The sequence below is a fragment of the Bradyrhizobium sp. 63_E2_N1_3 genome (genome assembly GCF_052076005.1).
Classification (GTDB): domain Bacteria; phylum Pseudomonadota; class Alphaproteobacteria; order Rhizobiales; family Xanthobacteraceae; genus Bradyrhizobium; species Bradyrhizobium barranii.
In genome coordinates this window covers 2,760,971-2,786,996 of record NZ_CP197235.1, presented here as the reverse complement: position 1 = coordinate 2,786,996, position 26,026 = coordinate 2,760,971, and the positions used below count along the sequence as shown (strand labels likewise).

Sequence of the window (26,026 nt, the reverse complement as noted above, 5' to 3'; positions counted from 1 at the left end):
GGCTGTTTTGATTTTCGCCGTTTGGTTGAGATGAGTGTATTCGGCGGCAGTGAGTCCGCCAGCCACAAAAGGTCTGGCACTATCCGCACCCGTTTTCCCGACCAAATCGGGAATTTTTCCCGATGCAATCAGGACGCCGCCGTCGGAACCAGCGCCTCCACGGTCAAGCCGCCGTCGCCGGAGACGACGTTGAGCGTGCCGCCCAGCGCCAGAATGCGCTCGCGCATGCCGACGAGGCCGAAGCCGAGCTTCTGGCCCGGCTCCATGCCGCGGCCGTTGTCGCTGACCCGCACGCGCGCATAGCCGCGGCCGCCGGCCTGCTCGACGGGCTCGATCACGACATTGACCGACGTCGCGCCGGCGTGGCGGAACACGTTGGTGAGCGCCTCCTGCACGATGCGGTAGATGGTGAGGTCGGCCGTCTCGCCGGTGACCCCGAGCGTGGCGGAGATCACGGTTTCGATCGCGACGTCGGGATGCGACTCCCGCCACAGCCGCGAGAGCGATTCCAGCGCCTGGCGCAGGCCGAGCTCGGCAAGGCCGACGGGCCGGAGCCGCTCCAGCACCCGGCGGGTGAACTGCTGGAGCTGGTTGATCTGTTCCAGCAAGGCGCTGCCGTGCTTTCGGACCGAGTCGGCATTCGGCGCGCGCCCGTCCGCGAGCTTCGCCAGCGCGCTCGCATGCGCGCGCAGCGAGAACAGATACGGCCCGAATTCGTCGTGCAGCTCGCGCGCGATCTCCTTGCGCTCGACGTCCTGGAGCGACACCGCGCGCTCGGCCAAAAGCCGCTTTTCCTCCACCGCCTCGCCGAGCGCCGCCGCGAGATGATTGAGCTTGCCGCAGATCGCGGCCAGCTCGGGCGCACCGCCCGGCGTGGCGCGCGCGTCATAATGCCCGCCCTCGATCGCGGTCATCGTCTGCGCCAACGACTGCAGCGGCGCGAGCGCGCGGCCGACCACCGTCATCATCACCAGGAACAGCGCGAGCGCGATCACCGAGCCGACCTCGAGCTGGGTCACGATGGCGTCCCAGATCTCGGCGATCTCGTCATCGGGATGCGCGGTGATCACCAGCGAGCCCGGCTTGCCATGGACCGAGACCGGCACGCTCACCGTGGTCTGCTCGGGATGAACCAGGCCGACGAACCAGGCCGGCGGTCCGCGCGCGTCGTCGTCGGCAGGCCGGGGCGGCGTCAGCGGGTTACCGCCGGCGTCCTGAAGCGCGATGCTGACATGGCGCAGGCGGCTCAGATCGCGCGCGATCTGGTTCAGCCTGGCATCCGGATCGGGCGCCTCGTTCAGATCCGCAACGATCATCTCGATGAATTCGCGCGCAAGCCGGATCACGCTCTGGTCCTCGGCCTGCACGCGCGGCCCGGCTTCCGCGACCTGGCGGCCGATATTGACGGCAAGCCCCAGCGCCAGCAGCAGCGCCAGCAGAAGGTTGATGCGCGCGCGCAACGATAGATTTTGCCACATTGGTGCTGCCCGTGCCTCGCGAAGGTTGGCCCGCGCCTGTCCGATGACGTTGACAGAGGCGAAGCGCCCGATATCTAATCGAAAGCGTACAGCAATCCCGGCCGGGTTGCATGAGGCGACATGAGACGCGCGCAGCGTTCTTGTTCGGATCATGCGGCGGAAAAGCAGGCCGAGGCTGTCACGGGGAACGCCTATGCGCATTCTGATCGTCGACGATCATCCCATTGTCGCCTCCGGCTGCCGTGCCGTGCTGGCCGACGAGGGCGAGATCGAGATTTTGGAGGCCGCCGACGCCGAGGACGGCGAATGCGTCTTCATTGTCGAGCGCCCCGACCTCTGCATCATCGACATCAACCTGCCGACCGTCTCCGGCTTCGAGCTCGCGCGCCGCATCCTCGAACGTGCGCCCGAGGCCCGCATCATCATGTTCAGCATGAACGACGACCCTGCATTCGCCGCGCGCGCGATCGAGTGCGGGGCCAAGGGCTACGTCTCCAAGACCGGCGACCCCGACGACCTCGTCGAGGCGATCCGCGCCGTCGGGGGCGGCGGCACCTATCTGCCCACCGCGATCGCGCGCAGCATCGCGTTTGCAGGACCGACGCTGGCGCAAAGCCCGCTGTCGAAGCTGAACGCACGCGAGATGGAAATCCTGCGGCTGCTCAGCGCCGGAAAGAGCCTGTCCGAGATCGCGTGGCTGGTGCAGTCGTCCTACAAGACTGTCGCCAACACCTCCTCGATCATGCGACAGAAGCTCGGCGTGAAGACCTCGGTCGAGCTGGTGCGGCTGGCGATCGACAGCGGCGTCGCCTGACAAACACCGCCACGAATTCGGTCACACAAGCGTTGCAATCTTGATGTGGTTAGATGCCACGGAGCATAACGGCATGACGATCCAGACTGTCTCGACCAACACATCCTATGGCGGCGTGCAGGGCGTGTACCGCCATGCCAGCCAGGCGACCGGAACCGACATGGTGTTCTCGGTCTATGTTCCCCCACATTCCGCCGGCGCAAAGCTTCCCGTGGTCTGGTATCTCTCCGGCCTCACCTGCACGCATGCCAACGTCACCGAGAAGGGCGAATTCCGCAAAGCCTGCGCCGAGCTCGGCCTGATCTTCGTCGCGCCGGACACCAGCCCGCGCGGGCCCGACGTGCCGGGCGACGCCAACAATGCCTATGATTTCGGCCTCGGCGCCGGCTTCTATGTCGACGCGACGCAGGAGCCGTTTGCGCGCAACTATCGCATGTGGAGCTATGTCACCGACGAGCTGCCCAAGCTCGTGGCGGAGAATTTTCCGGTCGACGCCAAGCGGCAATCGGTGATGGGCCATTCGATGGGCGGCCACGGCGCACTGACGGTCGCGCTGCGCAATCCGCACCGCTATCGCGCCGCCAGCGCATTCGCGCCGATCGTGGCGCCCTCGCTCGTGCCCTGGGGCATCAAGGCGCTGACCGGCTATCTCGGACCGAACAAGGAGACCTGGCGCAACCACGACACCGTTGCGCTGATCGAGGACGGCGCGAAATATTCCGGCTTCCTCGTCGACGTCGGCGAGGCCGACAATTTCCTGAAAGAACAGCTCAAGCCTGAGCTGCTGCAGGCCGCCTGCACCAAGGCGGGCATCCCGCTGACGCTGCGGCGGCAGGCGGGATATGACCACAGCTATTATTTCATCTCGACCTTCATGGGCGATCATCTGCACTGGCATGCGGAAAGATTGAAGGGGTGATGACTTCTTCCTTCTCCCCTTGTGGGAGAAGGTGGCATAGGCGGCCCACGGCCGCCGTTCTTAAGAACGCCGAAGCAAAGCTTCGGCTATGGCGCCGGATGAGGGGTATCTCACCGCGCGTTCAAATGAGAGTTAGACTCGCGGAGAGAGACCCCTTGTAAGTCGAAGCGCCGCAGGTCTGCTATTGTAGACGTTGCGGTGACGGACGGGAGCCCGCAAACCCCCAGGTCGTTGCAGGCCGTGGGAGAGAGAGGTGCCCCGTCCGTTAGTCCATTGAACCCGAACAGTCGCCTGGGCCGCAAAGTGCGAAGCCCGATTAGGCAAGGAAGGGTGACCATGGATATCATCGCGGTTGGTATCGACGTATCGAAGGACCGTCTTGACGTTGCAGTTCATCCCGGTGGTGAGGCGTTCGTCGTAGAACGCAACGATGCGGGGTTGGAGCAGCTGACCGCTCGGCTGAAACAGCTTGCACCCACTATTGTGGCGCTCGAGGCGACGGGCGGCTTCGAGACCATTGCGGCAGCGGCAGTTGGCGGCGCCGGCCTTCCTATCGTCGTTGTCAATCCGGCGCAGGTCCGTGCCTTTGCCAAGGCACTCGGACAACGCGCCAAGACCGATCCGATCGATGCTTCTGTAATCGCTCACTTTGCCGCAGCGACACGGCCCGAACCCCGGCCTTTGCCGGATGAGGCGACACGGTTTTTGTCGGATTTGGTGACGCGCCGGCGTCAAATCGTGGACATGATAGGTGCCGAGCGGCAACGGGAAAAGCGCGCAACCTCGCAGCATTTAAGAAAGAGCATCACACGGCTGATCAAGGCGCTGGAGAAGGAGCTCGTCAGCGTCGATACGGACATCGACGATGCAGTGCGATCTTCGCCGGCCTGGCGCGAAGCAGAGGATTTGCTCGCCTCCGTTCCCGGCGTTGGGCCCATCATTCCCCGGACCTTGATGGCCGAACTGCCAGAGCTCGGCCGCCTGAACCGCAAGCAGATTGCGGCACTGGCCGGCTTGGCGCCCTACACGCGCCAATCCGGCCAATGGCGCGGAAAAAGCTTCATTGGTGGCGGGCGACAAGCGGTGCGAACGGTATTGTTCATGGGAGCAATGACCGCCAGACGTCACAACCCCGTCCTCAAGGCCTTCTTTGAGCGCCTCGTGGCCAAGGGAAAGCCGAAGCTCGTTGCCCTGATCGCCGTCGCCCGCAAGCTGCTTACCATCCTCAACGTCATGATCAGGACGAAAACACCATGGCAACCCGCTTGACAGCGAACACAGTCGCTCACCCGTCTTCGCTTCGCGAAGCCACCCTCTCCCACAAGGGGCGAGGGTGCAGCAGAGCTAGCGGGGAAAGGCGAAAATCTACTCCGGCTTCCCGTAGTTCGGCGCCAGCAATCGATTGCGGATCAGGTAGCTCATCGTGCGCGACCACGATTCGTCCGTGTTGCCGCGCATGTCGGCGCTGGCGGTGGTGATCATGTTGCCGGTCTTCACGTCGCGCAGATAGATGTTGAGATTGATGATCAGGTTCGAGACCTTCTGCACCATGCCGGTGATCTCGAGGTCGGCGCCAAGCTGGCCGGCAAGCTTGAGGTCGCAGCCGCCGCAGGCCTGCAAATTGGCGTGACGGGCGGCATCCCTGATCGGCGCGATGTCGAGCAGCTGGAACCTTCCTGACAGCGCCAGTTCCTTGCGCAGCTGGTCGCTGATGCGCTCGAGCCGCGCCTCTTCCGGCCTGGAGCCGTAGAACTCGCCGGGAAGGCTGGTGTCGATCAGCTCGAAATCGAACACAGCGAGCTTGGGCGGATCGGCCAACGCGACCGAACCCGTCAACAGCAAAGCTGCGAAATAGATCAGCGCTCGCATGATCGTGATTCCCGGCCTCGCGCGCGCGGGGACGAAATGCGGGGTTGCAAGCCGGGCCAAATCGGTCATGCTTTAGCAGAGACAATTCTCCACCGGCGGTCAAGCCAGGGAGAACATCTGGAGGAAACATGATCCGATGGTTGGTCGGCCTGATCGGCCTGGGTCTTGCCGCGACGAGCGCGCTCGCGGCCGACCCGGTGCAGATCGGCGTCGGCTATCTCGGCGTCGCCGGCACCAGATCGACGCTGTCGCTGGTCGAGCAGCCCGCGGAGAATGACGGCGTCGCCGGCGCGCGCCTCGCCATCGAGGACAACAACACCACGGGAAAATTCCTCAACCAGCGTTTCACGCTGGAGGAGCGCCGCATCAAGGAAGGCGAAGATCCGGTTGAGGCTGCGGCTGCGCTTGCCGAGAAGAACGGCTTCATCATCGCCGACCTGCCGGCCGACGCGCTGTTGAAGGTCTCGGATGCCCTGCGTGAGCGCGGCACGCTGCTGTTCAACGCCGGCGCGATCGACGAGCGCCTGCGCGAGGCCGATTGCCGCGCCAACGTCATCCACACCGCACCGACGCGCGCGATGCTGGCCGATGCGCTCGGCCAATATCTGGTGTGGAAGCAGTGGAAGCGCTGGGTGCTCGTGGTCGGCTCGCATGACGAGGACAAGCTGTTTGCAGACGCGTTCCGGCGTACCGCCACACGCTTCGGCGCCAAGATCGTGCAAGAGAAGACCTTCGAGGACAAGGGCGGCGCGCGCCGCACCGATAGCGGTGTCACGCTGATCCAGCGCCAGATGCCGGTGTTCACGCAACAGTTGCCGGCCTATGACGTGCTGGTCGCCGCCGACGAGAGCGAAGTGTTCGGCGCCTACCTGCCCTATCGCACCTGGGATCCGCGCCCCGTCGCGGGCTCGGCCGGCCTCGTGCCGCGCAGCTGGGACGCATCGCAGGACCAGTGGGGCGCGATCCAGATGCAGAACCGCTTCATCAAGCTGAATTCGCGGCGCATGACCGCGCTCGACATGCAGGCCTGGACGGCGGTGCGCATGATCGGCGAGGCCACCTCGCGCACCAATTCCGGCGACGTCAAGAAGGTCACCGACTTCATCAAGGGGCCGGATTTTTCGGTCGCTGCCTTCAAGGGCACGAAACTGACCCTGCGCGACTGGAACCTGCAGCTGCGCCAGCCGATCCTGCTGGTCGACGGCCGGATGGTGGTGTCGGTATCGCCGCAGGAGGGATTTCTGCACCAGGTCTCCGAGCTCGACACGCTCGGCTACGACCGCCCGGAGAGCAAATGCAAGCTGAAATGAGGACGCGAATGTTGCGCATGTGGCGTGTGGGGTTGCTGTCCGGACTGGCGCTTGCGGCCGCGCCCGCGCATGCGTTCATCGCCTATGTCTCGAACGAGAAGAGCAACACGGTCTCGGTGATCGACACCGACAGCTGGACCGTGACCAAGACCATCAAGGTCGGCCAGCGCCCGCGCGGCATCGATTTCACGCGCGACGGCAAGTTCGTGATGGTCGCGGTCGGCGACGACGACACCATCCAGGTGATCGATGCCAAGACGCAAGCGATCGTGGACAGCCTGCCCTCCGGGCCCGACCCGGAATTGTTCGCGCAGGATGCGGCCGGAAAAATCCTCTATGTCGCCAACGAGAACGACAACACGGTGACCGTGATCGATCTGGAGAAGCGCGCGCGGCTCGGCGACATCCAGGTCGGCGTCGAGCCCGAGGGCATGACCATCAGCCCCGACGGCAAGACATTGATCAACACGTCCGAGACGACCAACATGGCGCATTTCATCGACACCTCGTCGCGCCAGATCGTCGCCAACGTGCTGGTCGACGCGCGGCCGCGCTTTGCCGAATTCAAGCACGACAGTTCGGAGCTGTGGGTGTCCTCGGAGATCGGCGGCACCATCTCGATCATCGATCCCAAAAAGCACGAGGTAACCGGCAAGGTTACGTTCGAGATTCCGGGGTTGCGGAAAGAGGCGATCCAGCCGGTCGGCATCGGCATGACCAAAGACGACAAGACCGCCTTCGTCGCGCTCGGCCCGGCCAACCGCGTCGCCGTGGTCGACGTCGCCTCGCGCAAGGTGACGAAATACCTGCTGGTGGGACAGCGGGTCTGGCACATGGCGTTCACGCCGGACGAGAAATACCTGCTCACCACCAACGGCGTGTCGAACGACGTCTCGGTCATCGACGTCGCCGCGCAAAAGGTGATCAAGACCATTCAGGTGGGCGAACTGCCCTGGGGCATTACGATCTCGCCATGACCAGCCCTGCTCCCATCGCCGAGCCGCAGGAGATGCTGAGGCTGGAAGCGGCCGCGGTGCCGGCGCTGTCGATCGACGGCGTCAGCCATTCCTATGGGCCGCGCCGGGCGTTGATGGACGTCTCCTTCAATGTGCAGCCTGCGAGCTTCACTGCGCTGCTCGGGCTCAACGGCGCCGGCAAGAGCACGCTGTTCTCGCTGATCACACGCCTGTTCGGCATCCAGAGCGGCCGCGTCGGCATCTTCGGCCACGACATCAGCAAGAGCCCCGGCGAGGCGCTGCGGCTGCTCGGCGTCGTATTCCAGCCGCGCACGCTCGATCTCGACCTGTCGCTGACGCAGAACCTGCTCTATCACGCCGCCCTGCACGGCATCAACCGGCGCGAGGCGGCCGCGCGCAGCGGCGAGCTGCTCGGCCGCATCGGCCTCTCGGAGCGTGCCGGCAGCAAGGTGCGCGATCTCTCGGGCGGCCAGATGCGGCGGCTGGAGATTGCCCGCGCCCTGCTGCACCGGCCGCGGCTGCTGTTGCTGGACGAGCCGACCGTCGGCCTCGACGTCAAGGCGCGCGCCGACATCATCAGCCATGTCCGCCAGCTCGTCACCGAGCAAGGCATCGGCGTGCTCTGGGCCACGCATCTGTTCGACGAGATCATGCCTGGTGACGACCTCGTGGTGCTGCACCAGGGCAAGGTGCTGGCGCAGGGGCCGATGAGCCGCGTCATCACGGATGCCGGCGCACAGGACGTCAACACCGCCTTCATGCGCCTGACCGGTGCGCAGACGATGCCGGGAGGCGGTGCATGAGCAGCATCACGACGCGGGATACACCGCGCGGTTTCTCGGCCGCGGAATACATGACTTGCCTCACCGGCATCGTCTGGCGCGAGGGCCTGCGCTTCCTGCATCAGCGCGAGCGCTTCGTCTCGGCGCTGGTGCGCCCGCTGGTGTGGCTGTTCATCTTCGCCGCCGGCTTCCGCCAGGTGCTCGGCATCTCGATCATCCCGCCTTACGAGACCTACATCCTCTACGAGGTCTATATCGCGCCCGGGCTGATGGCGATGATCCAGCTCTTCAACGGCATGCAGTCCTCGCTCTCGATGGTCTATGACCGCGAGATGGGCAATATGCGGACGCTGCTGGTGAGCCCGCTGCCGCGCGGGTTCCTCTTGTTCTGCAAGCTGCTGGCGGGCACCGCGGTGTCGCTGCTCCAGGTCTATGCGTTCCTGCTGATCGCCTGGTTCTGGGACATCACCCCTCCCGCGATCGGCTATCTCACCGTGCTGCCGGCGCTGATCCTGTCGGGGCTGATGCTGGGCTCGCTCGGCATGCTGATCTCCTCGGGCATCAAGCAGCTTGAAAGCTTCGCCGGCGTGATGAACTTCGTGATCTTTCCGATGTTCTTCGCCTCCTCCGCGCTCTACCCGCTCTGGCGCGTGCAGGAGGGGAGCCCCTATCTCTACTATCTCTGCCAGGCCAACCCGTTCACCCATGCGGTCGAACTGATCCGTTTTGCATTCTACGGGCAAATCAACTGGATCTCGCTGGCGGTAGTGGCGGCCTGCACAATCGTCTTCATGATCGGCGCGATTCTGGCCTATGATCCCTCGCGCGGGCTGGCGCGACGGGGCCCTGCGGGAGGCGAAGGATGAAGGTTCTGGCCATGGCCGCTTTTGCGCTCGCCGTTGCGAGCACGGCTGCGTGCGCCGCCGATCCGCGCTATCCCAACTGGCCTTGCACGCAGGCCAAGGTGCCGGACATCTCGCTCGCCGCCGTCTGGGCCGGTCCCGCACTCGACGACGCCGAGACCAAATGGAAGGACGACGCAAAGGTCACCGCGCTGGTCTCAAAACTGTCGGCGCGGAAGACGCCGATGGACGAGGCCGAGAAGTCGGTGAAGGAGTTTTTGGCCGGCTCCGCCGCTGACAAGACGGCAAACGCCAAGCTGTTGTTCGCCGGCTTGTTCGACACGCTCAACGCCCAGCGCTCGCAGGTCATGAACGGGCTCGAACGCGTCAGCCGCAAACAGCGCGAGGCGGCCGACAAGATCCGCGAGGAGTCGATCCAGCTCCAGGCGCTCCAGAGCGCGACACCACGCGACGACGCAAAGGTCGATGCGCTCAGCAACCAGTTGATCTGGGAAACCCGCATTTTCGAAGATCGCCACAAGGTGGTGCGGTTCGTCTGCGAGGTTCCGACCGCGATTGACCAGCGCCTGTTCGCTCTCGGACGCGTGATCCAGCAGGAAATGGAATAGCGTCAGCCTCGCTGACGACGACTTTCGGAAGGTTCCCGCGATATCAACGCCATCGTTACCCTTTGCCGCGCTATCAGCCGGAACCAAATCGCTCTAGGATGGCTTGTCGACGTGAACTCCAAGACGTCGGGAGGCCTCGATGGGAACAACAAAATTCATCTTCGCATGCGCTGCAGCCATCAGCACGCTTGCGTCCCCTGCTTTTGCTGACGACATGACCGGGATGGTCACCAGAATCGACCGGCTCAACAGCACGATCTCGATCCAGCAGACACAGAAGGGCACGGTCGGCGGCAGCGCAGGCGGCGCCGGCACGCTTCAGGAGTACAAGGCCAAGGACGCCGCGATGCTGGATGCCGTCCATGCCGGCGACAGGGTGACGTACTCGGCGACCGACAACAATGGTACAGGCACGCTGACGAAGCTGCAGAAGCAGTAGGCTTTGCTTCCGCCTCGCTCTCGGCGAAAGGGAGCTTCCGCGAGGCGTCTAGTCGATGTGCGCGGACGCTCGACCCACACCGTCATTGCGAGGGCAGCGAAGCAATCCAGAATCTTTCCACGGAGGGACTCCGGATTGCTTCGCTACGCTCGCAATGACGAGGAGAGAACTATTGCTCCGGCCGCGGCTCGGGTTGCGCATCGTCCAGCGGAAGGTTTGCGCGCTCCCAGCCATCTGTGCCGTCGGGGTACCAGGCGACGTTGGCATAACCGTAAGCCAAGGCGCGCTTGGCGGCGTTCCAGGACATCCAGCAGTCGGCCAGGCAATAGATCACGAGCAGCGCAGCCTTGTCGCCGCGCGCGGCGCGGGCGAGGCCGCGCTGGAAATAATCGTCCATGGCGGGCGGCAGCACGCCGTAGCCGGTGTCCGGCAGCCAGGTGCTGCCCGGTATGTTTTTTCGCGGCATATCGCGCCAGACGGTGCCTTCGGGAAGGTTCTTCGGCTTCGGCGCGCGCGGCAGCACGTCGATGAAGGCGCCGCTCTTCGCACGCCAGATTGCTTCGGCCTCCGCAGTCGTCAGCACGCGCGCGCCAGTGAGCGTCGCCGGCACCGGCGCGCGGTAATTGTCGGAGCGATATTCCTCGGGCTCGAACGGCTCCTGCTGCTGCGCCAACGCCGGCGCCACCAGAATGGCGGCAACCAGCGCAGCGGCAACGCGCCGCCTCATGGCGTCTTCTTGGCCGTCTCCGCGCCGAGCGGCTTGTCGCTCTCGTCGAGCAGCGGCACGCCAAAGTCGATCAGGATCTTGTTGATCTCGCCCTGGTTCTCCTGGATCAGCTTGTTGAGCTGCCGCTTCCAGTTCTGGTCGGCGGGCCGCACGCCCATGCCGATGCGATAGACCAGCTTCGGCCCGGTGGTTTCCTTCACCAGCGGCGTGACATGAAGCGAGCCAGCCTTCTTCGCATAATACCCGGCCATCGGACCCCACAGCACGCCTGCGTCGATCTTGCCGGCGACGAGGTCGTCGACCATCGCCTGCGCGGAGTTATCGAAGCGCGTGTCGATCATCAGGGGATAGGGTTTTGCATCGCCCATCAGGCCGGCGATCGCCATGTTGGTGGCCGGCGGCGTGCCGGCGACGATGCCGACATGCTTGCCCTTCAGGCGCGCGTCTTCGAGCGTATCGACGTCCTCGAGCCCGCTGCCGGTCTTGGCGACCAGCGCATAGGTCGTGCGGTAATAGGGATTGGTGCCCTGCACGAGGTCATCGCCTTGCGGAAATCCCATGATGACGTCGCAGCGATGCGCGCCCAGCGTCATGCGCACGAAGCCGGTGGCCTGCGGGAAGAAGACGTAGTCGAGCTTCTTCTGGAGCTTGTCCGCGAGCAGCTCGGCGAGCTTGTTCTCGAACCCCTCGCCCTTCTCGTTCGAGAACGGCAGATTGCGCGGGTCTGCACAGACGCGCAGCACTTTTGGATCGACCAGCTCGAACGAGAGGTCGCCGGTCTCGCTGGTCTGCGCAATGGCGACGTCGCCGAATGCGCAGGATGCCACCAGGACCCACAGTGAAAACAACCAGCGACGATGTCGCCCGGCCTCCGTCATCGCGCTTCCTCCTCGGTTTGTTTGAATGCTAGCCATGCAACGCATGACGCGCCATGCTTTGCCAAACTTTGTGTTGGCTTTGGTTTGTTGCAGTGCAGTGCGGCAAGCCATCTGAACTGAGGCGGAAAAGTGTCTCGCATCGCTTCCTTGATCGCAGCCCTGTCCCTGCTGGGGACAGCAACGCTAGCACGCGCCGGGGCAGCCGAATTGCCTGTGAGCGAAGTCGCACCGGGAATCTTCGTGCACTCCGGGACCACCGCCCTCATGACCCGCGAGAACGAAGGCGACATCGCCAATGTCGGCTTTATCGTCGGCGAGGATGCGGTAGCCATGATCGACACCGGCGGCAGCCTCCGTGAGGGCGAGGCGCTGCTGGCGGCGGTGCGGGCTCGCACATCCAAGCCGATCCGCTACGTCATCAACACCCACGGCCATCCCGACCATGTCTTCGGCAATGCGGCCTTTGCCGCAGAAGGAACCAGCTTCGTCGGCCACAGCAAGCTGCCGCAGGCGCTGGCGACGCGCGGGCCGTATTATCTCGACAATTTTAGACGCATCATGGGTAGCGAATTGATCGATCCCGTGAAGATCGTGCCGCCCACCCTGCTCGTCGTTGATACCCTGAAGCTCGATCTCGGGTCGCGCCGCCTCACCTTGCGGGCCTGGTCGGCCGGGCACAGCGACAACGATCTGACCGTGTTCGACGAGACCAGCAAGACGCTGTTCGCGGGCGATCTCGTCTTCCTCCGCCATATTCCGGTGATGGACGGCAGCATCCGCGGCTGGCTCGGCACGCTCGGGGAACTCGATAAAATTCCGGCGCAGCGCGTCGTGCCGGGTCACGGGCCTGTGAGCGACTGGCCTGCCGCGCTCGGCGACGAGCGGCGTTATCTCACGACCCTGCTGGCGGACGTCCGGGCGTCGAACAAGAAGGGCGAGCCGATCCGGACTGCCGCCGACAAGGCGGCCGCATCGGAACGGCCGCATTGGCAATTGTTCGACGACTACAATGCTCGCAACGCAACCGCAGCATTTTCGGAAATTGAATGGGAGTAGTGGACGCGCTACGCTGGACGGGGGATCGGCTGCGCCGCCCCAGAGAAAACTGCTTCGTCCGCACGGAACCACGACCATGACGGGATGCACACGCCGCCTGCCCCTGATCGCCGCATTGCTTGGCATCGCCTTCGCTGTGCCGGCGAGCGCCGAGGAGGCTTACGATCCCTGGCCGGGCCTGGTGCAGGACATCTTCAGCAACCGTCCGATCAACGACGGCAACGACGTCATCGGCATCGAGATGCCCTATCGCGCCGAGGACGCGGCGATCGTGCCGGTGACCCTGCGCAGCAAACTGTCGCCCGCGGATAGCCGCCGCATCCGTTCGATCACGCTGGTGATCGACCGCAACCCCGCGCCGATGGCAGCGAAGTTCGAGCTCGGCGCAGATGCCAACGTCACCGAGATCTCCACGCGCGTGCGCGTCAACAACTATACCGACGTCCACGCGGTTGCCGAGCTCAGCGACGGCCAGCTTTACGTCGCCAAGACCTATGTGAAGGCCTCAGGCGGCTGCTCGGCGCCGGCAGGAAAGAACATCGAGGAAGCCAGGAACCGGCTCGGCCAGATGCGCTACCGGCAATTCGCGCGCGAGGAGGCACCTGCGAGCCGCGTCCGCGAGGCGCAGATCATGATCGGCCATCCCAACAATTCCGGCCTGCAAATGGACCAGGTCACGCAGCTCTACATCCCCGCCTTTTTCGTCAACCAACTGAGGCTGACGCAGGACGACAGTCCCGTGCTGTCGGTGGAGGGCGGCATCTCGATCTCGGAAGATCCCAATCTGCGCTTCACCTACGTCTCCAATGGCGCCAAGCGCTTCCGTGCGGAGGCGAAGGACACGGATGGGCACGTGTTCCGCAATGAATGGGATGTGGAGAAGCCGGGGACGTGAGGCTCTCGATCGTCATGGCCGGGCATAGCCGTCCGAAGGACGGCGTCGCTTTGCTCGCCTATGTCCCGGCCATCCACGGACTTCGCGCCTATCCTAAGAACGTGGATGCCCGGGACAAGCCCGGGCATGACGGCTACGGTTGGCGTGAAGCTAGCCGTCAGAAACACCTCACCTCGGCTTCCGCCTGCGCGCGCCTGAGATCATTCACCGCCGAATTTGCCTGCTCGGATGTACGAAACTGGACGCCGAGATTGCCGCGCACCTGGGACATGCTCAGCGCCGTCTCGGCGGTGACGTAACGGTCATAGGACACGATCGAGGCCACCACGTCGATCGAGCAGGAGCATTGCTCGATCGACTGCCGGCTCTCGCCATTGGCCTTCATGCAGCCATAGACGTACTCGGCACGCGCTGAGGTCGGATAATCATTGGCCTCCTCGGCACGCGCGGCGTAGACGGTCGCAGCCCACACCGCCAATGCGGCGACAATCGGTCGTAGCTGTCCCGCCAGATTCATGAGCGTCCTCCCGCTGGTTGCGACGAAAGCTATGCTATGCGTATTGTCATGAAAAGCACTCCCTTCGAGGAAACGGCTCACAAGGTGATGAGAGCACTTGGTTTGAGAGCGCCTGGACGAACATTGGCGCTCGCGATGACGCTGGCGCTGTCGCTGGCCGCCCCCGGCCGCGCCGCGGATACGATCCGCCTTGCAGTGCAGAAGACCGGAACATTCTCCTGGGAGCTGGCTGCAATCCGCGCCGGCGGGCTCGACAAGGAAGCCGATCTGTCGCTCGACGTCACCGAGCTCGCGAGCCCCGAGGCCGGCAAGATCGCCCTGCGCGCCGGGAGTGCCGACATCATCCTGTCCGACTGGCTGTGGGTGTCGCGCGAGCGCGTGCTCGGCGCCATGCTCACCTTCTATCCCTATTCCAGCGCGCTCGGCGCGGTGATGGTGCCGGCCTCGTCGCCGCTCAAGACGCTCGCCGACCTCAAGGGCCGTAAGCTCGGCGTCGGCGGCGGCGCGATCGACAAGAGCTGGCTGCTGCTGCAGGCGCGGATGAAGCAGGACGGCATCGACCTGAAGTCCGATGCGAGCATCGTCTATGGCGCGCCGCCTTTGATCGCCGCCAAGGCGCTCGATGGCGAGATGGATGCAAGCCTCAACTTCTGGAATTTCTGTGCGCAGCTCGAGGCCAAGGGCTTTCGCCGCCTCGCCGGCATCGAGGACATTTTGCCGAAGCTGGGGGCCAAAGGCGCGGTATCCGCGGTCGGCTATGTCTTCGACGAGAGCTGGGCCGCAAGCCATCGCGATGCGGTGGCGCGTTTCATTGCGATGACCCGCAAGGCCAAGCAGCTGCTGGTCACCTCGGATGCCGCCTGGGACAAAATCGCTCCGCTCACCGGCGCGAGCGATCCGGCCATCCTCAAGACCTACCGCGACCGCTATCGCGACGGCATTCCGCGCCGAAGCATCGTGGACGAGGAGGCGGATGCGCGCGTGCTCTATCGCGTGCTCGCCGAGATCGGCGGACGCGACCTGGTCGGGCCGGCGGCCGAGCTCGATCCCGGCACCTTCTATCACGCGGTCCCCGGAGACTGAGGTGCTGCGTCTTCTCTCGTTTTCCCTGTTCCTCGCGACCTGGTGGATTGCAGCGCTGTTCGTCGGCGGCGCAAAGCTGCCCTCCCCGCCTGCCGTGCTCAACGTCACCATCGCCGAAGCATCTAGCGGCGCCCTGTTCCTGCATCTCGGCGCAACGCTGGCGCGCGTCGCGCTCGCCTTCGTGCTAGCGATGTCGCTCGGCAGCGCCATCGGCTACTTGATGGGACGGGTGAAGCTTGCCGACCGGCTCGGCGATCCCTGGCTGATCCTGCTGCTGAACCTGCCGGCGCTGGTCGTGATCGTGCTGGCCTACATCTGGGCCGGCCTGACCGAAGCGGCCGCGATCGCGGCGATCGCTATCAACAAGCTGCCGACCGCCATCGTCACCTTGCGCGAGGGCACGCGCGCGCTCGACCGTTCGCTCGACGAGATGGCCACCGTGTTCGCGATGCCGCGCTGGCGTGCGTTCCGCCACGTCGTGCTACCGCAGCTTGCGCCCTATATCGCAGCCTCGGCCCGGTCCGGATTGTCGCTGGTATGGAAGATCGTGCTGGTGGCCGAGCTGCTGGGACGGCCGAACGGTGTCGGCTTCGAGATCGGCGTCGCCTTCCAGCTGTTCGACACGCCGCGACTGCTGGCCTATTCGCTCACCTTCGCGGCCGTCGTACTCGTCATCGAAACCTTGCTGGTGCAGCCGTTCGAAGCCCGCGCAACACGGTGGCGGCCCCGTGCGGCTTGAAGTCGATATCTCCGGAAAGACATTCAGGAGTGCCGCGGGCGAAACGCACGAGGTGCTGGCCCCGGTCAGCTTCGCGCTTCAATCCGGTGAGGTCGGCGTTTTGATCGGCCCCTCCGGCTGCGGCAAGAGCACGATGCTGCGCATCATCCTCGGGCTCGACCGCGATTTCCACGGGACCATCGCGCGTCCACCGGAAGCGCGGATCGGGATGGTGTTCCAGGAGCCGCGGCTGTTGCCGTGGCGCTCGGTCGAGCAGAATGTGCGGCTTGCGGCTCCTGATATCTCCGAGGCGAAGCTGTCGGAGCTGTTCAGGATCCTGGAGCTGGAAGCGCATCGCAGCCACTTTCCCGGCGAATTGTCCCTGGGTCTTGCCCGGCGCGTCGCGCTGGCCCGCGCCTTCGCGGTCGAGCCCGATCTGCTCGTGCTCGACGAGCCCCTCGCCTCGCTCGACGACGCGCTCGCTGGCCGCCTGCGCGACGAGATCGCGACGCTGGTCGCAAGCCGCCCCATGATGACGCTGCTCGTCACCCACAGCCTCGACGATGCGATCCGCCTCGGCGACCGCTTGTTCTTCCTGTCGCCGCAGCCGGCGCGAATTCTGGCAGAAGTGCCCATCAGCATCCCGCGTGGCGCACGCGGCGACGCAGAGATCGCCGCGATCAGGGCGGACCTCGTGGCGAGAATCCAAGGCGAACATGGCGGCGAACACGCCGGGCGTGATGCCTCATAGGCAGCCACGCAAAGCGCGTGCTAAACAGGGCCCGTAGCGGAGCCCGATGATGACGCGAATGGTCGCCCTCATGACGCTTGGCCTCGCTCTCGTCGCGACCATGGCGAGCGCGCAGGACATGATGCGTGACGTCGACCTCACGTCACCCGCGATGGTCTCCGCGGAAATGAGCCGGCAGGAGGTCGAGGCCATCCTGGCCAAAGCCAGCCCCGGGGCGCCGGCCGATTTCACCGGCAAGCGGTTGTCGGGGCTCGATCTCTCGGGTCTTGACCTTTCCACGGCGATTCTCCGTGCGGCACGACTCAACAAGACGAAACTCGCCGGTGCCCGTCTTGATCAGGCGATCCTCGATCAGGCGTGGCTGCTCGACGCAGATCTCGCGGGCGCGAGCCTGAAGGGCGCCAATCTGTTCGCCTCGCAGATGGCGCGCGCGCGTCTGGACGGCGCGGACCTGACCGGTGCTCGCATCGCGGCCGACCTCACCGGCGCAAGCCTGATCGGCGCCTCGATTGCGAACGCGCATCTTGGCGCCGATATGCGCAACCAGTCGATGGGGCTGATGCGCGCCGTGCTGCGATCCGCCAATCTGGAAGGGTTGAACGCGCGCAATGCCGACCTGTCGCGCGTCGATCTCGAATTTGCCTCCCTCAAGGGAGCCGACCTGACCGGCGCATCGCTCAAAAATGCTCAGCTCGGCGGCGCCGACCTGACCGGAGCCACCGTCACTGACGCCGATTTCGAGGGCGCTGATCTTGCCTCGGCGAAGCTGATCGCGCCGATCGGCCTTGACCGCGCCAGGAATTTCGACAAGGCAAAGAACCGCGAGCGCCTGATCAGGGAATAACAGGTCGCCTTTGGGAGGATCGGCTGATGCGTTGGTTTCTGGCTTTGATCGCGTTGTTGACGTTGGCCGGCGAAGCCGCCGCCCAAAGCAAGGGCAAGGGCATCCGGCTCTGGAATTTGACGACGGAGACGATCTCCGGCTTCCAGCTCTCGCCCGCCGGCAAGACCGAGTGGGGCCCGAACCAGTGCCTGAACGACAAGGACAAGGAGGTCGACCACGACGAGCGGCTGCGCATCACCGGCGTCGAACCCGGCCGCTATGACGCCAGGGTCAGCTATCCCAATGCGCGGCAGTGCATCGTCCGCGACATCGAGATCAAGGCGGACGCGGTGTTCTCGATCGCCGACAAAGACCTGAAGGACTGCTCGAAATAACGAAGGCGGCTCACGCCTTGTCGTTCGGGTGCGGATATTCGCAGCGCCACCGCACCGCCTGCCACTTCGGATGGTCGCCGACCCATTGCGCGATATAGGGCGGCGCAGCCATCACGCATTGCCTCGGCGACCCCGCAAAGTTGAACACCAGATGCTGCTCCTCGCAGGTCGCAGGCGAGAGCACCGCACACACAGTCACCACCAGGTCAATCGGGTTCATGCCGGAATCCTGTCGCAAGGGGACAATCGAGATTAGCACGAAAGATTACGTTCCGAGGAGCGGGAAGTTTCGAACGGACGGGATGTTCCCTCTCCCAGCGCGCGGGCAGAGGCGGAACAAACACCTAGAAGTTTACCCCGAACACCAATCGCGCCTGATGACGCTCGAAATTGACGAGGTCGAGATTGCCGCCCGATCCGGCCGGGCGGCCCCAGGCCTGCATGCTCCAGCTCAGGGTGAGCCGCGACTTCTCCGATAGCTGGAAATAGGCGGTCGGACCGACAAACAGCGCCTGCCCCGAGAGCTCACCGAGGCCGATGCCCTCATACTGGCGGAAGTAGCGCATCTCCCCACCGAGCAGAAAATTGGGGCGCACGCGCACCAAGCCGCCAAACGCCGCCCCGATCGTCGAACTCTTCTCGGACAGACCTGCCACCTCGAAGCGCGCCCATTCCGGCTGATAGATCAAATTGAGCGCGCCGATGACGAAGTTCGGGACCAGCTCGCGGTCGAAAGCGAGCGTGAAATCGGTGCCGTACATCCGCCCCTTCGCGCCGCTGGTCTCGTCGATGCGATCGCCATGGAGTTCGGCGGCGACAGTCAATCCGAATGGTGCGCGCCCGCGGTCGAGCAGGCGGTAACGCAGGTCGAGCGAGGCGCCCTGGAAATTGAACTGGCGGCGGTCGTCGATATCGGGAACGCCGGTGATGTCATGCAGCGTGGCGGTGCCGCCGACCTCGATACGGAAGTTCGGCAGCGGCACGACTTCGATCTCGACCTCCTGCTGGAGGGCGCGATAGGTGCCGCCCTTGCCGAAGCGTCCCGTGGTCTGAGTCTGGAATTCGCGCTCGCCGGGATTGCCGACGTCGGTGCCGATCATGAAGCCGAAGATGTGCTCGGTATCGAAGCTCTCTTCGGCACTGACACACGCCGGTGCAAGCGCAACACCGAACGCAATTGCCGTCCAGATCGTGTGGGCTCCAAGGCGCATTGCGAACACTACCACGGCTTCGACGGCGTTCGCCATCGAAGCCGCGGCAGGTCGTCAGTCTTACTTGCGCGCAGCGCAGGCGTACATGTTGATTTCCATGCCGACCGGCACTTCCACGATCTTCGGAGCTTTCCAAGCCATTCGGGTCTCCCAAGGGTATTGAGCGCGACATCGCGCGGGGCAAAACCTAGGGCTGCGTCAGGTGCAGCGCAAGCCTGGAATCGAAGCGCAAACACAGCGAACTGTCGCATTATGCTCGCGAATTTCCCTCTCGGGCAAATCGCCTTCGCTCCCAGTCAAGCGCCGCGTCTCTCACCGCAACAAGCGCAGCAGCGCGCGGCCGGCGCGCGAGTTCAGCTCCTTCGCATCCAGCGTTCCGTCCTTGTCGGGATTCGCTGCGTTGAAGCGCTGCTCCACCACCGCGAGATATTCGTCGAGCGTGAGAGTCCCGTCGCGATCGGGATCGGCGGCGGCGAGTTCCTTCGCCGTTAACCGTCCGCGCAATTCGCGCGCGTCAAGCGTGCCGTCGTGATCGGGATCGAGCTTTGCGAACAGCGCGGCGGCCGCCTTCTTCACCTCGGCGAGATCGAGCGTGCCGTCATTGTCGGTGTCGAACATCTTTACGGCGTTGCCGGAAGCAGCCCAAGCTGGACCGGACAGCACTGCAATCGTGAGCGCAAGCGCAACTGAGCGACGTGAAATCATCAAACCCTCCTGACCAGCCCCCCGATTCGCAGGGGATCGAAACGACATAAGTCTACAAGCGAGCCCCGGTTCAAGTCCGGAATTGCAACCTGCGCACTGCACAACTCGCGGAACCCGACGGCCCGAGCAGAGCGGCCGAAGCCGCCTCCGCTTCATGCCACGGAATTTTTTCAGCGTCTGCGCACAAGTGAAAGTGGGTTGTCAGGTTTCTGTCAGGTGACCGGCATCTGGCATCCAACATATCGGCGACGCACTTACCACTTTCGTATTGACGTGTTTTGCGTTCGGGCGGAGTGTTGCTGCCGCAGCGTCAAAAGGCGCGCATATTGGGAGGAACGGATGAAACGCTTTGCGATGGCCGCGAGCCTCGTCATGCTTGCATCGACGTGTGCAAACGCCCAGACCACCGAGCAGCTGGTCAAGGGTGCGACCGATACATCGAACGTTCTCAATTACGGGATGGGCTACAATCTGCAGCGCTTCTCGACGCTGAACCAGGTCAACAAGGACACCGTCAAGAATCTCGTCCCGGTCTGGAACTACAGTTTCAACGACGATCGCAGCGAGGAATCGCAGCCGCTGGTGTACCAGGGCGTGATCTACGTGACCTCGCACAACGCCACCATGGCGGTCGACGCCAAGACCGGCAAGCAGATCTGGAAATCCAAGGTCGAGTATCCCACCGAGACGCCGCGCATCGTCTGCTGCGGCATCATCAACCGCGGCGCCGCGCTCTATGACGGCAAGGTCTTCCGTACCACGCTCGACGCCAACGTGATCGCGCTCGATGCCAAGGACGGCAAGGAGCTGTGGCGGCAGAAGGCGGCCGACATCAAGGAAGGCTATTCGATGACGGTGGCGCCGCTGGTCGCCGACGGTGTCGTCATCACCGGCATCTCCGGCGCCGAGTTCGGCACCCGCGGCTTCATCGACGGCTGGGACCCGGCGACGGGCAAGCATCTCTGGCGTACCCATTCGATCCCCTCGCCGGACGAGCCCGGCGGCGACACCTGGAAGGGCGACACCTGGAAGCTCGGCGGCGGCTCGACCTGGATCACCGGGTCCTACGATCCCGAGCTCAACACGGTCTATTGGGGCATCGGCAATCCCGGACCGTTCAACTCGGCGGTGCGTCCCGGCGACAACCTCTACACCTGCTCCGTGCTGGCGATGGATCCCAAGACCGGCAAGATCAAGTGGCACTACCAGTTCTCGCCGAACAATCCGTTCGACTATGACTCGGTGGCCGAGATGGTCCTCGCCGACATGAATGTCGAGGGCAAGCCGACCAAGGTGCTGATGGACGCCAACCGCAACGGCTTCTTCTATGTGCTCGACCGCACCAACGGAAAGCTGCTCGCGGCCAATCCTTACGTGAAGGTGAATTGGGCAACCGGCATCGACATGAAGACCGGCAAGCCGATCGAGACCGACGTCTCGAAGGACGCGCGCGACGGTAAGAAGGTCACCGTCTATCCGTCGATCCTCGGCGGCAAGAACTGGGAGCCGATGTCGTTCAATCCGCAGACCGGATTGGCCTATGCCAACACGCTCGCCTTCGGCGGCAGGTACAAGACCGAGCCCGTCACCTTCAAGCAGGGCGAATGGTATCTCGGCATGGACCTCACCGACCTCTGGGAGTGGGGTGACGGCCCGCGCGGTCATCTGAAGGCGATCGATCCCATGACCGGCAAGGCCAAGTGGGAAGCGCCAAGCGACATCCCGCGCTTCTCGGGCGTGCTGTCGACCGCAGGCGGCATCGTGTTCTCGGGCGCACTGACAGGCGAGTTCGAGGCCTACGACGCCGACACCGGCAAGAAGCTCTGGCAGTTCCAGACCGGTTCCGGCATCGAGGGACAACCGGTGACCTGGCAGCAGGATGGCGTGCAGTACGTTGCCGTCACCTCCGGCTATGGCGGCGTCTACTCGCTGTTCTCCGGCGACGAGCGGCTTGCCAAGGTGCCGCCCGGCGGCTCGCTGTGGGTTTTTGCGGTCAAGCAATAACCACGGCCCGATGCTGAAGGACATATCTCACAAGACGGTGGCGACGATCGCCACCGTCGCGGTGCTGACGGTCGCGCTTGCGGCGACCGTTCGTGCCGCGGACGATGCAACCGGCAATCCCGTGCAGGCACAGATCGACTATGGCAAGTCGACCTATACTTCGAAATGCTCGCACTGCCACGGCCCCAACATGATGAATTCTGGCACCATCACGCCGGACCTGCGCGCCTTTCCCGACGACAAGACGCGCTTCGTCACGACGGTGAAGAACGGCAAGAACAACAAGATGCCGCCCTGGGCCGACATTTTGAGCGACGACGAGATCGGCAATCTCTGGGCCTTCGTCTCGAGCAGGAGAAAGCCATGAGACCCTGGCTCGCCGCATGGAGCGTTGCCGCGATCCTCGCGGCGGCGACTACCGCCTCGCGCGCGGCCGAGGAGCCGCTGAAGGTTTGCCTCGATGAGGACCGGCCTCCGCTCTCGGTGCATCACAAGGGCAAGCCGGATTCAGGCTTCGACGTGCTGCTGGCGCAGGCGATCGCGGACCGGATCGGCCGGCCGCTGAAGATCCAGTGGTTCGAGAGCAAGCTGGACGAGGATTCGAGCCCGCAGCTCGAGGCCAACGCCTTGCTCTCCGATGGGCGCTGCTCGCTGGTCGGCGGCTATGCGTTGACGACGGATTCCCTCGTCAAGCCCGGCATGAAGACGGCACGCTTGCCCGACTTCGCCGGGGCCACGCGCGACGACCGGCGCCGCCGCGTCGCGCTCGGCGTGCTTGTGCCCAGCCAGCCTTACGTCTATTCGCCGATGACGGTGGTACTCGGGCCGAAAGCGCAGGGCCGCAAGATCGGCGACATCGGCGATCTCGGCGGCCTTCGCCTTGCGATCGAGAGCGGCTCGCTGGGCGATGCCATCCTGATGACCTTCGAAAAGGGCCGCCTGATCGACAGCATCACCCATCTCGTCCCCGGCCGCGACGATCTCCTCGGCGCGCTCCAGCGCGGCGACTATGACGCGACGCTGATCGACCTCGGCCGCTTCGATGCCCACCGCGCCGCGCATCCCGACACGACGATCACCGCGTCGGGCTATTATTATCCGATCGGCGCCAATCGCGGCTATGTCGGGCTCGCCAGCGACGGCGCACTGATCGACGCGGTCAACAAGACGCTGACCAGCCTTGCCGCCGAGGGCAAGATCGCCGAATTCGGCAAGCAGGCCGGCCTCACCTATCTGCCACCGCGCGAGCCTGCGATCCTCGGCGATGTCTGGACGAAGATCATTCAGCGGTGAGGTAGCCACACGTGCCGTCACATCACCGGTGTCATGCCCCGCGAAGGCGGGGCATCCAGTACGCTGCGGCCTCTCGATTCAATCGCAAGCGCCTCTGGAATACTGGATCGCCTGGTCAAGCCGGGCGATGACAGCGAGGGTGTGGCGCGACCGTCGCTCCACACGCCAAAGTGCCGACCACATTTCCGTGGTATGCATCGTGTTTCGTTCGCCCCTTTGGTGCCCCGTGAATCCCCCCACGACTCCCTCCGCCACCAACTTGCGTGATCTCCTCTCCCGCGAAGTCAAGACCAGCGAACTGCTGCGCGCGCTGATCGTCGTCGGTCCGATGGTCGCCGCCTATTTCATCTCGCGCGAGACGGCGCTGCTGAACCTGGGGCTCGTCGCGGTCTCGCTGCTGATTCCGGCGCTCAGGCAGCACTTTCCGCCAAAAGTCGTCGCGTGGCATTATCTCGCCATCCTCGTCACCTTTGCCGCGCTTTTCCTTGCAGCTCCGGTCAAGCCGCTATTCGTGGTGCTGACGGCGCTCGCCGGCTTCCTTGCGGTGGCGGGAACGCGCTATGGCGAACATTTCCGCACGCTCGGCAATTGGGTTTTCATCCCCGCCGTCTATCTCGCCTGCGAGGTGCGGGAGGGCGTGAGCGCCGAGGAAGCGATACGTCATGCCGGCGTGGTCATCGCCTCCTCTCCGATCGCGCTGGCGCTCGTCTGCGCGATCCAGATTTACGACCAGCGGCAGCGCGGCAATGCCGCGACCTCGTTCGGACCGCCCGCGACCGACTGGTTTCTGCCCGCCGCGGCAACCGCTATGGCGGTCTTTGCCGCAGCCGCCCTGGTCGAGATCTTCAACCTCGCGCAGGGGCAATGGGTGATGTGGTCGGCCGCAAGCGTCGTGGTCGGCGACCTCACGGCGTCCACCGGCAAGCTGAAGCAGCGGGCGATCGGCGCCTTCATCGGCGCGCCGCTCGGCTTTCTCGCGGGCCTTGCACTGCCGCAAAGCCGCGTCGGCTACGCCATCGCGATTCTCGCGGCCACCCTCACCCTGATCTCGTTCTCCCGCTACATCGTCGGCTTCGGCCTGCGCTGCTGCTTCATCGCGCTCGCCGCATCCTTTGCCGGCGGCGCCAGCGGCATCGCCGAGGAGCGCATCGTCAACGTGCTGATCGGCGGCACGTTCGGCCTGATTGCGGTGGCCCTGACCGAGATCGTCTGGCTGCGGGTGATGCGGAAGACCCGATCGCCCGGATGACGCGCAAATGGGCACCGCGCGGCCTGTCGAATGCGCCAATCTGTCTCGCCTACCACCCCAGCCTGATGCAGTAGGGTCGGCAAAAATCAGGAGGGAATCATGCCCGCAAAATTCGATCGCCGCCACTTCATCGCCGCCGGTACCAGTGCAATCGCGATGCCCTTCGTCGCGCGCGGCGCCTCGGCGCAAGGCAGTTGGCCCTCGCGGCAGATCCGCATGATTTGCAGCTATCCCGCCGGCGGACAGACCGCTTTGCTCGCGCGCGCCTATGGCGAATTCATCTCCAAGCAGGTCGGTAAGACCGTCGTGGTCGAGAACAAGCCCGGCGCCTCCGGCGCGATCGGCACCGCAGAGGTCGCCCGCGCCGAGCCCGACGGCCACACCATCCTGTGCTCGATCTCGACCACCTACATCATGAACCGGGTCGTGATGAAGAATCCCGGCTACGACATGGACAAGGATCTGACGCTGGTCAGCGTCATTCCGGGCGCCGGCCTGTTGCTGGTCGCAAACCCCAAGACCGGGGTCAAGACGCTGGAGGATTTCGTCGCCTTCGCGCGCAAGAGCGGCAAGGTCAACTTCGGCACCTATAGCGCGGGCTCGGCCCCGCACATGACGATCAACGAGCTCAACAAGCAGTACGGTCTTTCCATCGAGCCGGTTCACTACCGCGGCGAAGCGCCGATGTGGACGGGGATGCTGGAAGGCACGCTCGATGCCGCAATGGGCAGCTACACGGCGGCGCAGTCCGTCCTGCAAAGCGACCGTGGCACCGTGTTCGCCGTGCATTCGAAGAAGGTCGACGCGATCCCAGCCATCAAGACCCTCCCGGAGCAGGGCGCAACGTCGAAATTCTTCACCGTGAGCGGCTTCTCCGGCTGGGCCGTGCCGAAGGCGACGCCGCAGCCGGTGGTCGACCGCCTGGCGGCGCTCTGCGTCGCCGCCAACAGCGATCCGAAGGTGAAGGAGGTTCTCGCGACCTTCGTGCTCGAGCCGGCCATCGGCTTCAAGGAGACCAATGCCCTGTATCAGCACGAGTTGCCGATCTGGATCGAGAGCGCGCGGTCGCTCGGCCTCGAGCCGGCCTGAACCTTCCGCGGCGCACGGGGCTGTCCCATCGGAGCCCGGCATCCGACCAAAGCCTAGTGTCGGAAGCGCATTTTCCCGCTATGATTGTGCGCCGGTGCCGGCCCCCTCACCGGCGGACAAGAAAGGCCGATCGCATGACACCGGATGGCGTCGCCGTTGCCGTCATGATCACTCTGCTCTTTCCGATGGGCTACTTCACGCTGGCCTCGCCCGCCTTCCTGCTGGTGAAGCTCGATATCCAGCCCGTCGCCCAGCTATTGCGTGGGATGTTCAACGCCCATTTTCTGGTGATGCGCGTCGCCGGCGTGATCGGGGCGCTGGCTTTCCTGCTCGACGGTCGCCTGGTCGCCGCGATGGGCGTCGGCCTGCTCGCGGCCCTGGCGATCTGGGGACGCCGCTGGTTCATGCAACGGATCGACGACCAGCTCCGCGCGAGGGACGCAGGTGATGCTGAGGCCCCGCACCGGCTGCGCCGGCTGCATTGGAGCGGCATGCTGGGCAACGCGGTGCTGCTGGTCGCTCTCGTGACCAGCATTCCCTACGTCGCCATATCGGCCTGAGAGATATCGCCGC

General features: G+C 64.6%; 31 protein-coding genes. 22 read left to right on the top strand and 9 right to left on the bottom strand.

What is annotated here, in order from left to right:
* Window positions 1-128 precede the first annotated feature (128 nt).
* Window positions 129-1,478, bottom strand: coding sequence for a histidine kinase (locus AB7531_RS12900; RefSeq protein WP_063982002.1), 1,350 nt, complete (start codon window positions 1,476-1,478; stop codon window positions 129-131).
* A 193-nt stretch (window positions 1,479-1,671) separates the two neighbouring features.
* On the opposite strand from AB7531_RS12900, the gene AB7531_RS12895 reads away from it, so the two are divergent.
* The 3 genes from AB7531_RS12895 (at window position 1,672) to AB7531_RS12885 (ending at window position 4,480) form a co-directional block, all read left to right on the top strand.
* Window positions 1,672-2,292: a response regulator gene (locus AB7531_RS12895; RefSeq protein WP_014493646.1), complete on the top strand. Its 621-nt coding sequence runs from the start codon at window positions 1,672-1,674 to the stop codon at window positions 2,290-2,292.
* Between the two features lie 73 nt (window positions 2,293-2,365).
* Window positions 2,366-3,211 (top strand): S-formylglutathione hydrolase, encoded by an 846-nt coding sequence (gene fghA / locus AB7531_RS12890; protein WP_063982001.1) that lies wholly within the window; start codon window positions 2,366-2,368, stop codon window positions 3,209-3,211.
* Between the two features lie 336 nt (window positions 3,212-3,547).
* Window positions 3,548-4,480: an IS110 family transposase gene (locus AB7531_RS12885; RefSeq protein ID WP_231142732.1), complete on the top strand. Its 933-nt coding sequence runs from the start codon at window positions 3,548-3,550 to the stop codon at window positions 4,478-4,480.
* A gap of 96 nt (window positions 4,481-4,576) precedes the next feature.
* Here the strand turns inward: AB7531_RS12885 and AB7531_RS12880 are convergent, their stop codons facing one another.
* Window positions 4,577-5,149, bottom strand: a complete 573-nt coding sequence (locus AB7531_RS12880) for a DUF3280 domain-containing protein (RefSeq protein ID WP_187387989.1) — start codon at window positions 5,147-5,149, stop codon at window positions 4,577-4,579.
* Between the two features lie 59 nt (window positions 5,150-5,208).
* Here AB7531_RS12880 and AB7531_RS12875 point away from each other — a divergent pair, with 59 nt between their 5' ends.
* From AB7531_RS12875 to AB7531_RS12850, 6 genes are all read left to right on the top strand, one after another.
* Window positions 5,209-6,390 carry an ABC transporter substrate-binding protein gene (locus tag AB7531_RS12875; RefSeq protein ID WP_063982000.1) on the top strand — a complete coding sequence of 394 codons (1,182 nt, stop codon included), beginning with the start codon at window positions 5,209-5,211 and terminating at the stop codon, window positions 6,388-6,390.
* An 8-nt stretch (window positions 6,391-6,398) separates the two neighbouring features.
* Window positions 6,399-7,367 (top strand): YVTN family beta-propeller repeat protein, encoded by a 969-nt coding sequence (locus AB7531_RS12870; RefSeq protein ID WP_063981999.1) that lies wholly within the window; start codon window positions 6,399-6,401, stop codon window positions 7,365-7,367.
* Window positions 7,364-8,170, top strand: a complete 807-nt coding sequence (locus AB7531_RS12865) for an ABC transporter ATP-binding protein (RefSeq protein ID WP_063981998.1) — start codon at window positions 7,364-7,366, stop codon at window positions 8,168-8,170. Before AB7531_RS12870 ends, AB7531_RS12865 begins: the two co-directional genes overlap by 4 nt.
* Window positions 8,167-9,015 carry an ABC transporter permease gene (locus tag AB7531_RS12860; RefSeq protein WP_063981997.1) on the top strand — a complete coding sequence of 283 codons (849 nt, stop codon included), beginning with the start codon at window positions 8,167-8,169 and terminating at the stop codon, window positions 9,013-9,015. Before AB7531_RS12865 ends, AB7531_RS12860 begins: the two co-directional genes overlap by 4 nt.
* Window positions 9,012-9,620, top strand: coding sequence for a hypothetical protein (locus tag AB7531_RS12855; protein ID WP_063981996.1), 609 nt, complete (start codon window positions 9,012-9,014; stop codon window positions 9,618-9,620). Before AB7531_RS12860 ends, AB7531_RS12855 begins: the two co-directional genes overlap by 4 nt.
* Before the next feature lie 139 nt (window positions 9,621-9,759).
* A complete protein-coding gene (locus tag AB7531_RS12850; protein ID WP_063981995.1) occupies window positions 9,760-10,059 on the top strand; it encodes a copper-binding protein in 300 nt (99 codons plus the stop codon).
* Window positions 10,060-10,228: 169 nt separating this feature from the next.
* Here AB7531_RS12850 and AB7531_RS12845 read toward each other — a convergent pair whose 3' ends face one another.
* The gene (locus AB7531_RS12845; RefSeq protein WP_063981994.1) at window positions 10,229-10,786 is read right to left on the bottom strand and encodes a PQQ-dependent catabolism-associated CXXCW motif protein; all 558 of its coding nucleotides are present in this window, start codon (window positions 10,784-10,786) and stop codon (window positions 10,229-10,231) included.
* Window positions 10,783-11,664: a substrate-binding domain-containing protein gene (locus AB7531_RS12840; RefSeq protein WP_063981993.1), complete on the bottom strand. Its 882-nt coding sequence runs from the start codon at window positions 11,662-11,664 to the stop codon at window positions 10,783-10,785. Before AB7531_RS12840 ends, AB7531_RS12845 begins: the two co-directional genes overlap by 4 nt.
* A gap of 129 nt (window positions 11,665-11,793) precedes the next feature.
* Between AB7531_RS12840 and AB7531_RS12835 the strand changes: the two genes are divergently transcribed.
* Window positions 11,794-12,720, top strand: a complete 927-nt coding sequence (locus tag AB7531_RS12835; RefSeq protein WP_063981992.1) for a quinoprotein relay system zinc metallohydrolase 2 — start codon at window positions 11,794-11,796, stop codon at window positions 12,718-12,720.
* Window positions 12,721-12,796: 76 nt separating this feature from the next.
* Window positions 12,797-13,615: a quinoprotein dehydrogenase-associated SoxYZ-like carrier gene (locus tag AB7531_RS12830; RefSeq protein WP_063981991.1), complete on the top strand. Its 819-nt coding sequence runs from the start codon at window positions 12,797-12,799 to the stop codon at window positions 13,613-13,615.
* Between the two features lie 157 nt (window positions 13,616-13,772).
* Here the strand turns inward: AB7531_RS12830 and AB7531_RS12825 are convergent, their stop codons facing one another.
* Window positions 13,773-14,132, bottom strand: coding sequence for a hypothetical protein (locus tag AB7531_RS12825; RefSeq protein ID WP_014493633.1), 360 nt, complete (start codon window positions 14,130-14,132; stop codon window positions 13,773-13,775).
* Between the two features lie 135 nt (window positions 14,133-14,267).
* Between AB7531_RS12825 and AB7531_RS12820 the strand changes: the two genes are divergently transcribed.
* The 5 genes from AB7531_RS12820 to AB7531_RS12800 are packed head-to-tail and all read left to right on the top strand — an operon-like array spanning window position 14,268 to window position 17,902.
* The gene (locus AB7531_RS12820) at window positions 14,268-15,215 is read left to right on the top strand and encodes an ABC transporter substrate-binding protein (protein WP_063986209.1); all 948 of its coding nucleotides are present in this window, start codon (window positions 14,268-14,270) and stop codon (window positions 15,213-15,215) included.
* A gap of 1 nt (window position 15,216) precedes the next feature.
* Window positions 15,217-15,954, top strand: a complete 738-nt coding sequence (locus tag AB7531_RS12815) for an ABC transporter permease (protein WP_063981990.1) — start codon at window positions 15,217-15,219, stop codon at window positions 15,952-15,954.
* Window positions 15,944-16,684, top strand: coding sequence for an ABC transporter ATP-binding protein (locus AB7531_RS12810; RefSeq protein WP_063981989.1), 741 nt, complete (start codon window positions 15,944-15,946; stop codon window positions 16,682-16,684). Before AB7531_RS12815 ends, AB7531_RS12810 begins: the two co-directional genes overlap by 11 nt.
* 58 nt (window positions 16,685-16,742) lie before the next feature.
* Window positions 16,743-17,528 (top strand): pentapeptide repeat-containing protein, encoded by a 786-nt coding sequence (locus tag AB7531_RS12805; RefSeq protein WP_245328594.1) that lies wholly within the window; start codon window positions 16,743-16,745, stop codon window positions 17,526-17,528.
* Between the two features lie 26 nt (window positions 17,529-17,554).
* Entirely contained in the window at window positions 17,555-17,902 is a 348-nt protein-coding gene (locus tag AB7531_RS12800; RefSeq protein WP_187387988.1) for a hypothetical protein, read from the top strand.
* A 10-nt stretch (window positions 17,903-17,912) separates the two neighbouring features.
* Here AB7531_RS12800 and AB7531_RS12795 read toward each other — a convergent pair whose 3' ends face one another.
* From AB7531_RS12795 to AB7531_RS12780, 4 genes are all read right to left on the bottom strand, one after another.
* Window positions 17,913-18,122, bottom strand: a complete 210-nt coding sequence (locus tag AB7531_RS12795; RefSeq protein WP_014493627.1) for a hypothetical protein — start codon at window positions 18,120-18,122, stop codon at window positions 17,913-17,915.
* 124 nt (window positions 18,123-18,246) lie between these two features.
* Window positions 18,247-19,149 (bottom strand): hypothetical protein, encoded by a 903-nt coding sequence (locus tag AB7531_RS12790; protein WP_063981986.1) that lies wholly within the window; start codon window positions 19,147-19,149, stop codon window positions 18,247-18,249.
* Window positions 19,150-19,173: 24 nt separating this feature from the next.
* Complete coding sequence (gene pqqA / locus AB7531_RS12785; RefSeq protein WP_012029362.1) at window positions 19,174-19,254, bottom strand: pyrroloquinoline quinone precursor peptide PqqA; 81 nt, start codon at window positions 19,252-19,254, stop codon at window positions 19,174-19,176.
* Between the two features lie 171 nt (window positions 19,255-19,425).
* Complete coding sequence (locus tag AB7531_RS12780) at window positions 19,426-19,818, bottom strand: EF-hand domain-containing protein (protein WP_063981985.1); 393 nt, start codon at window positions 19,816-19,818, stop codon at window positions 19,426-19,428.
* Window positions 19,819-20,157: 339 nt separating this feature from the next.
* On the opposite strand from AB7531_RS12780, the gene AB7531_RS12775 reads away from it, so the two are divergent.
* The 6 genes from AB7531_RS12775 to AB7531_RS12750 all read left to right on the top strand — a co-directional run bounded on the left by AB7531_RS12775 (window position 20,158) and on the right by AB7531_RS12750 (window position 26,013).
* Window positions 20,158-21,822, top strand: coding sequence for a methanol/ethanol family PQQ-dependent dehydrogenase (locus AB7531_RS12775; protein WP_441279965.1), 1,665 nt, complete (start codon window positions 20,158-20,160; stop codon window positions 21,820-21,822).
* 10 nt (window positions 21,823-21,832) lie between these two features.
* On the top strand, window positions 21,833-22,189 hold the full coding sequence (locus AB7531_RS12770; RefSeq protein ID WP_063981983.1) for a c-type cytochrome: 357 nt from the start codon (window positions 21,833-21,835) through the stop codon (window positions 22,187-22,189).
* The gene (locus AB7531_RS12765; RefSeq protein ID WP_063981982.1) at window positions 22,186-23,115 is read left to right on the top strand and encodes a substrate-binding periplasmic protein; all 930 of its coding nucleotides are present in this window, start codon (window positions 22,186-22,188) and stop codon (window positions 23,113-23,115) included. The genes AB7531_RS12770 and AB7531_RS12765 overlap by 4 nt, the downstream gene beginning before the upstream one ends.
* 259 nt (window positions 23,116-23,374) lie before the next feature.
* Window positions 23,375-24,364: an FUSC family protein gene (locus tag AB7531_RS12760; RefSeq protein ID WP_231142734.1), complete on the top strand. Its 990-nt coding sequence runs from the start codon at window positions 23,375-23,377 to the stop codon at window positions 24,362-24,364.
* Between the two features lie 99 nt (window positions 24,365-24,463).
* Window positions 24,464-25,453: a Bug family tripartite tricarboxylate transporter substrate binding protein gene (locus AB7531_RS12755; RefSeq protein ID WP_063981980.1), complete on the top strand. Its 990-nt coding sequence runs from the start codon at window positions 24,464-24,466 to the stop codon at window positions 25,451-25,453.
* A gap of 134 nt (window positions 25,454-25,587) precedes the next feature.
* On the top strand, window positions 25,588-26,013 hold the full coding sequence (locus AB7531_RS12750; RefSeq protein WP_063981979.1) for a hypothetical protein: 426 nt from the start codon (window positions 25,588-25,590) through the stop codon (window positions 26,011-26,013).
* Window positions 26,014-26,026 lie beyond the last annotated feature (13 nt).

Coding starts and splice junctions, on each gene's coding strand:
- AB7531_RS12900 (WP_063982002.1), bottom strand. CDS start 1,478: ATGTGGCAAAATCTATCGTTGCGCGCGCGCATCAACCTTCTGCTGGCG.
- AB7531_RS12895 (WP_014493646.1), top strand. CDS start 1,672: ATGCGCATTCTGATCGTCGACGATCATCCCATTGTCGCCTCCGGCTGC.
- fghA (WP_063982001.1), top strand. CDS start 2,366: ATGACGATCCAGACTGTCTCGACCAACACATCCTATGGCGGCGTGCAG.
- AB7531_RS12885 (WP_231142732.1), top strand. CDS start 3,548: ATGGATATCATCGCGGTTGGTATCGACGTATCGAAGGACCGTCTTGAC.
- AB7531_RS12880 (WP_187387989.1), bottom strand. CDS start 5,149: ATGACCGATTTGGCCCGGCTTGCAACCCCGCATTTCGTCCCCGCGCGC.
- AB7531_RS12875 (WP_063982000.1), top strand. CDS start 5,209: ATGATCCGATGGTTGGTCGGCCTGATCGGCCTGGGTCTTGCCGCGACG.
- AB7531_RS12870 (WP_063981999.1), top strand. CDS start 6,399: ATGTTGCGCATGTGGCGTGTGGGGTTGCTGTCCGGACTGGCGCTTGCG.
- AB7531_RS12865 (WP_063981998.1), top strand. CDS start 7,364: ATGACCAGCCCTGCTCCCATCGCCGAGCCGCAGGAGATGCTGAGGCTG.
- AB7531_RS12860 (WP_063981997.1), top strand. CDS start 8,167: ATGAGCAGCATCACGACGCGGGATACACCGCGCGGTTTCTCGGCCGCG.
- AB7531_RS12855 (WP_063981996.1), top strand. CDS start 9,012: ATGAAGGTTCTGGCCATGGCCGCTTTTGCGCTCGCCGTTGCGAGCACG.
- AB7531_RS12850 (WP_063981995.1), top strand. CDS start 9,760: ATGGGAACAACAAAATTCATCTTCGCATGCGCTGCAGCCATCAGCACG.
- AB7531_RS12845 (WP_063981994.1), bottom strand. CDS start 10,786: ATGAGGCGGCGCGTTGCCGCTGCGCTGGTTGCCGCCATTCTGGTGGCG.
- AB7531_RS12840 (WP_063981993.1), bottom strand. CDS start 11,664: ATGACGGAGGCCGGGCGACATCGTCGCTGGTTGTTTTCACTGTGGGTC.
- AB7531_RS12830 (WP_063981991.1), top strand. CDS start 12,797: ATGACGGGATGCACACGCCGCCTGCCCCTGATCGCCGCATTGCTTGGC.
- AB7531_RS12825 (WP_014493633.1), bottom strand. CDS start 14,132: ATGAATCTGGCGGGACAGCTACGACCGATTGTCGCCGCATTGGCGGTG.
- AB7531_RS12820 (WP_063986209.1), top strand. CDS start 14,268: ATGACGCTGGCGCTGTCGCTGGCCGCCCCCGGCCGCGCCGCGGATACG.
- AB7531_RS12805 (WP_245328594.1), top strand. CDS start 16,743: ATGGTCGCCCTCATGACGCTTGGCCTCGCTCTCGTCGCGACCATGGCG.
- AB7531_RS12800 (WP_187387988.1), top strand. CDS start 17,555: ATGCGTTGGTTTCTGGCTTTGATCGCGTTGTTGACGTTGGCCGGCGAA.
- AB7531_RS12795 (WP_014493627.1), bottom strand. CDS start 18,122: ATGAACCCGATTGACCTGGTGGTGACTGTGTGTGCGGTGCTCTCGCCT.
- AB7531_RS12790 (WP_063981986.1), bottom strand. CDS start 19,149: ATGGCGAACGCCGTCGAAGCCGTGGTAGTGTTCGCAATGCGCCTTGGA.
- pqqA (WP_012029362.1), bottom strand. CDS start 19,254: ATGGCTTGGAAAGCTCCGAAGATCGTGGAAGTGCCGGTCGGCATGGAA.
- AB7531_RS12780 (WP_063981985.1), bottom strand. CDS start 19,818: ATGATTTCACGTCGCTCAGTTGCGCTTGCGCTCACGATTGCAGTGCTG.
- AB7531_RS12775 (WP_441279965.1), top strand. CDS start 20,158: ATGAAACGCTTTGCGATGGCCGCGAGCCTCGTCATGCTTGCATCGACG.
- AB7531_RS12770 (WP_063981983.1), top strand. CDS start 21,833: ATGCTGAAGGACATATCTCACAAGACGGTGGCGACGATCGCCACCGTC.
- AB7531_RS12765 (WP_063981982.1), top strand. CDS start 22,186: ATGAGACCCTGGCTCGCCGCATGGAGCGTTGCCGCGATCCTCGCGGCG.
- AB7531_RS12755 (WP_063981980.1), top strand. CDS start 24,464: ATGCCCGCAAAATTCGATCGCCGCCACTTCATCGCCGCCGGTACCAGT.
- AB7531_RS12750 (WP_063981979.1), top strand. CDS start 25,588: ATGACACCGGATGGCGTCGCCGTTGCCGTCATGATCACTCTGCTCTTT.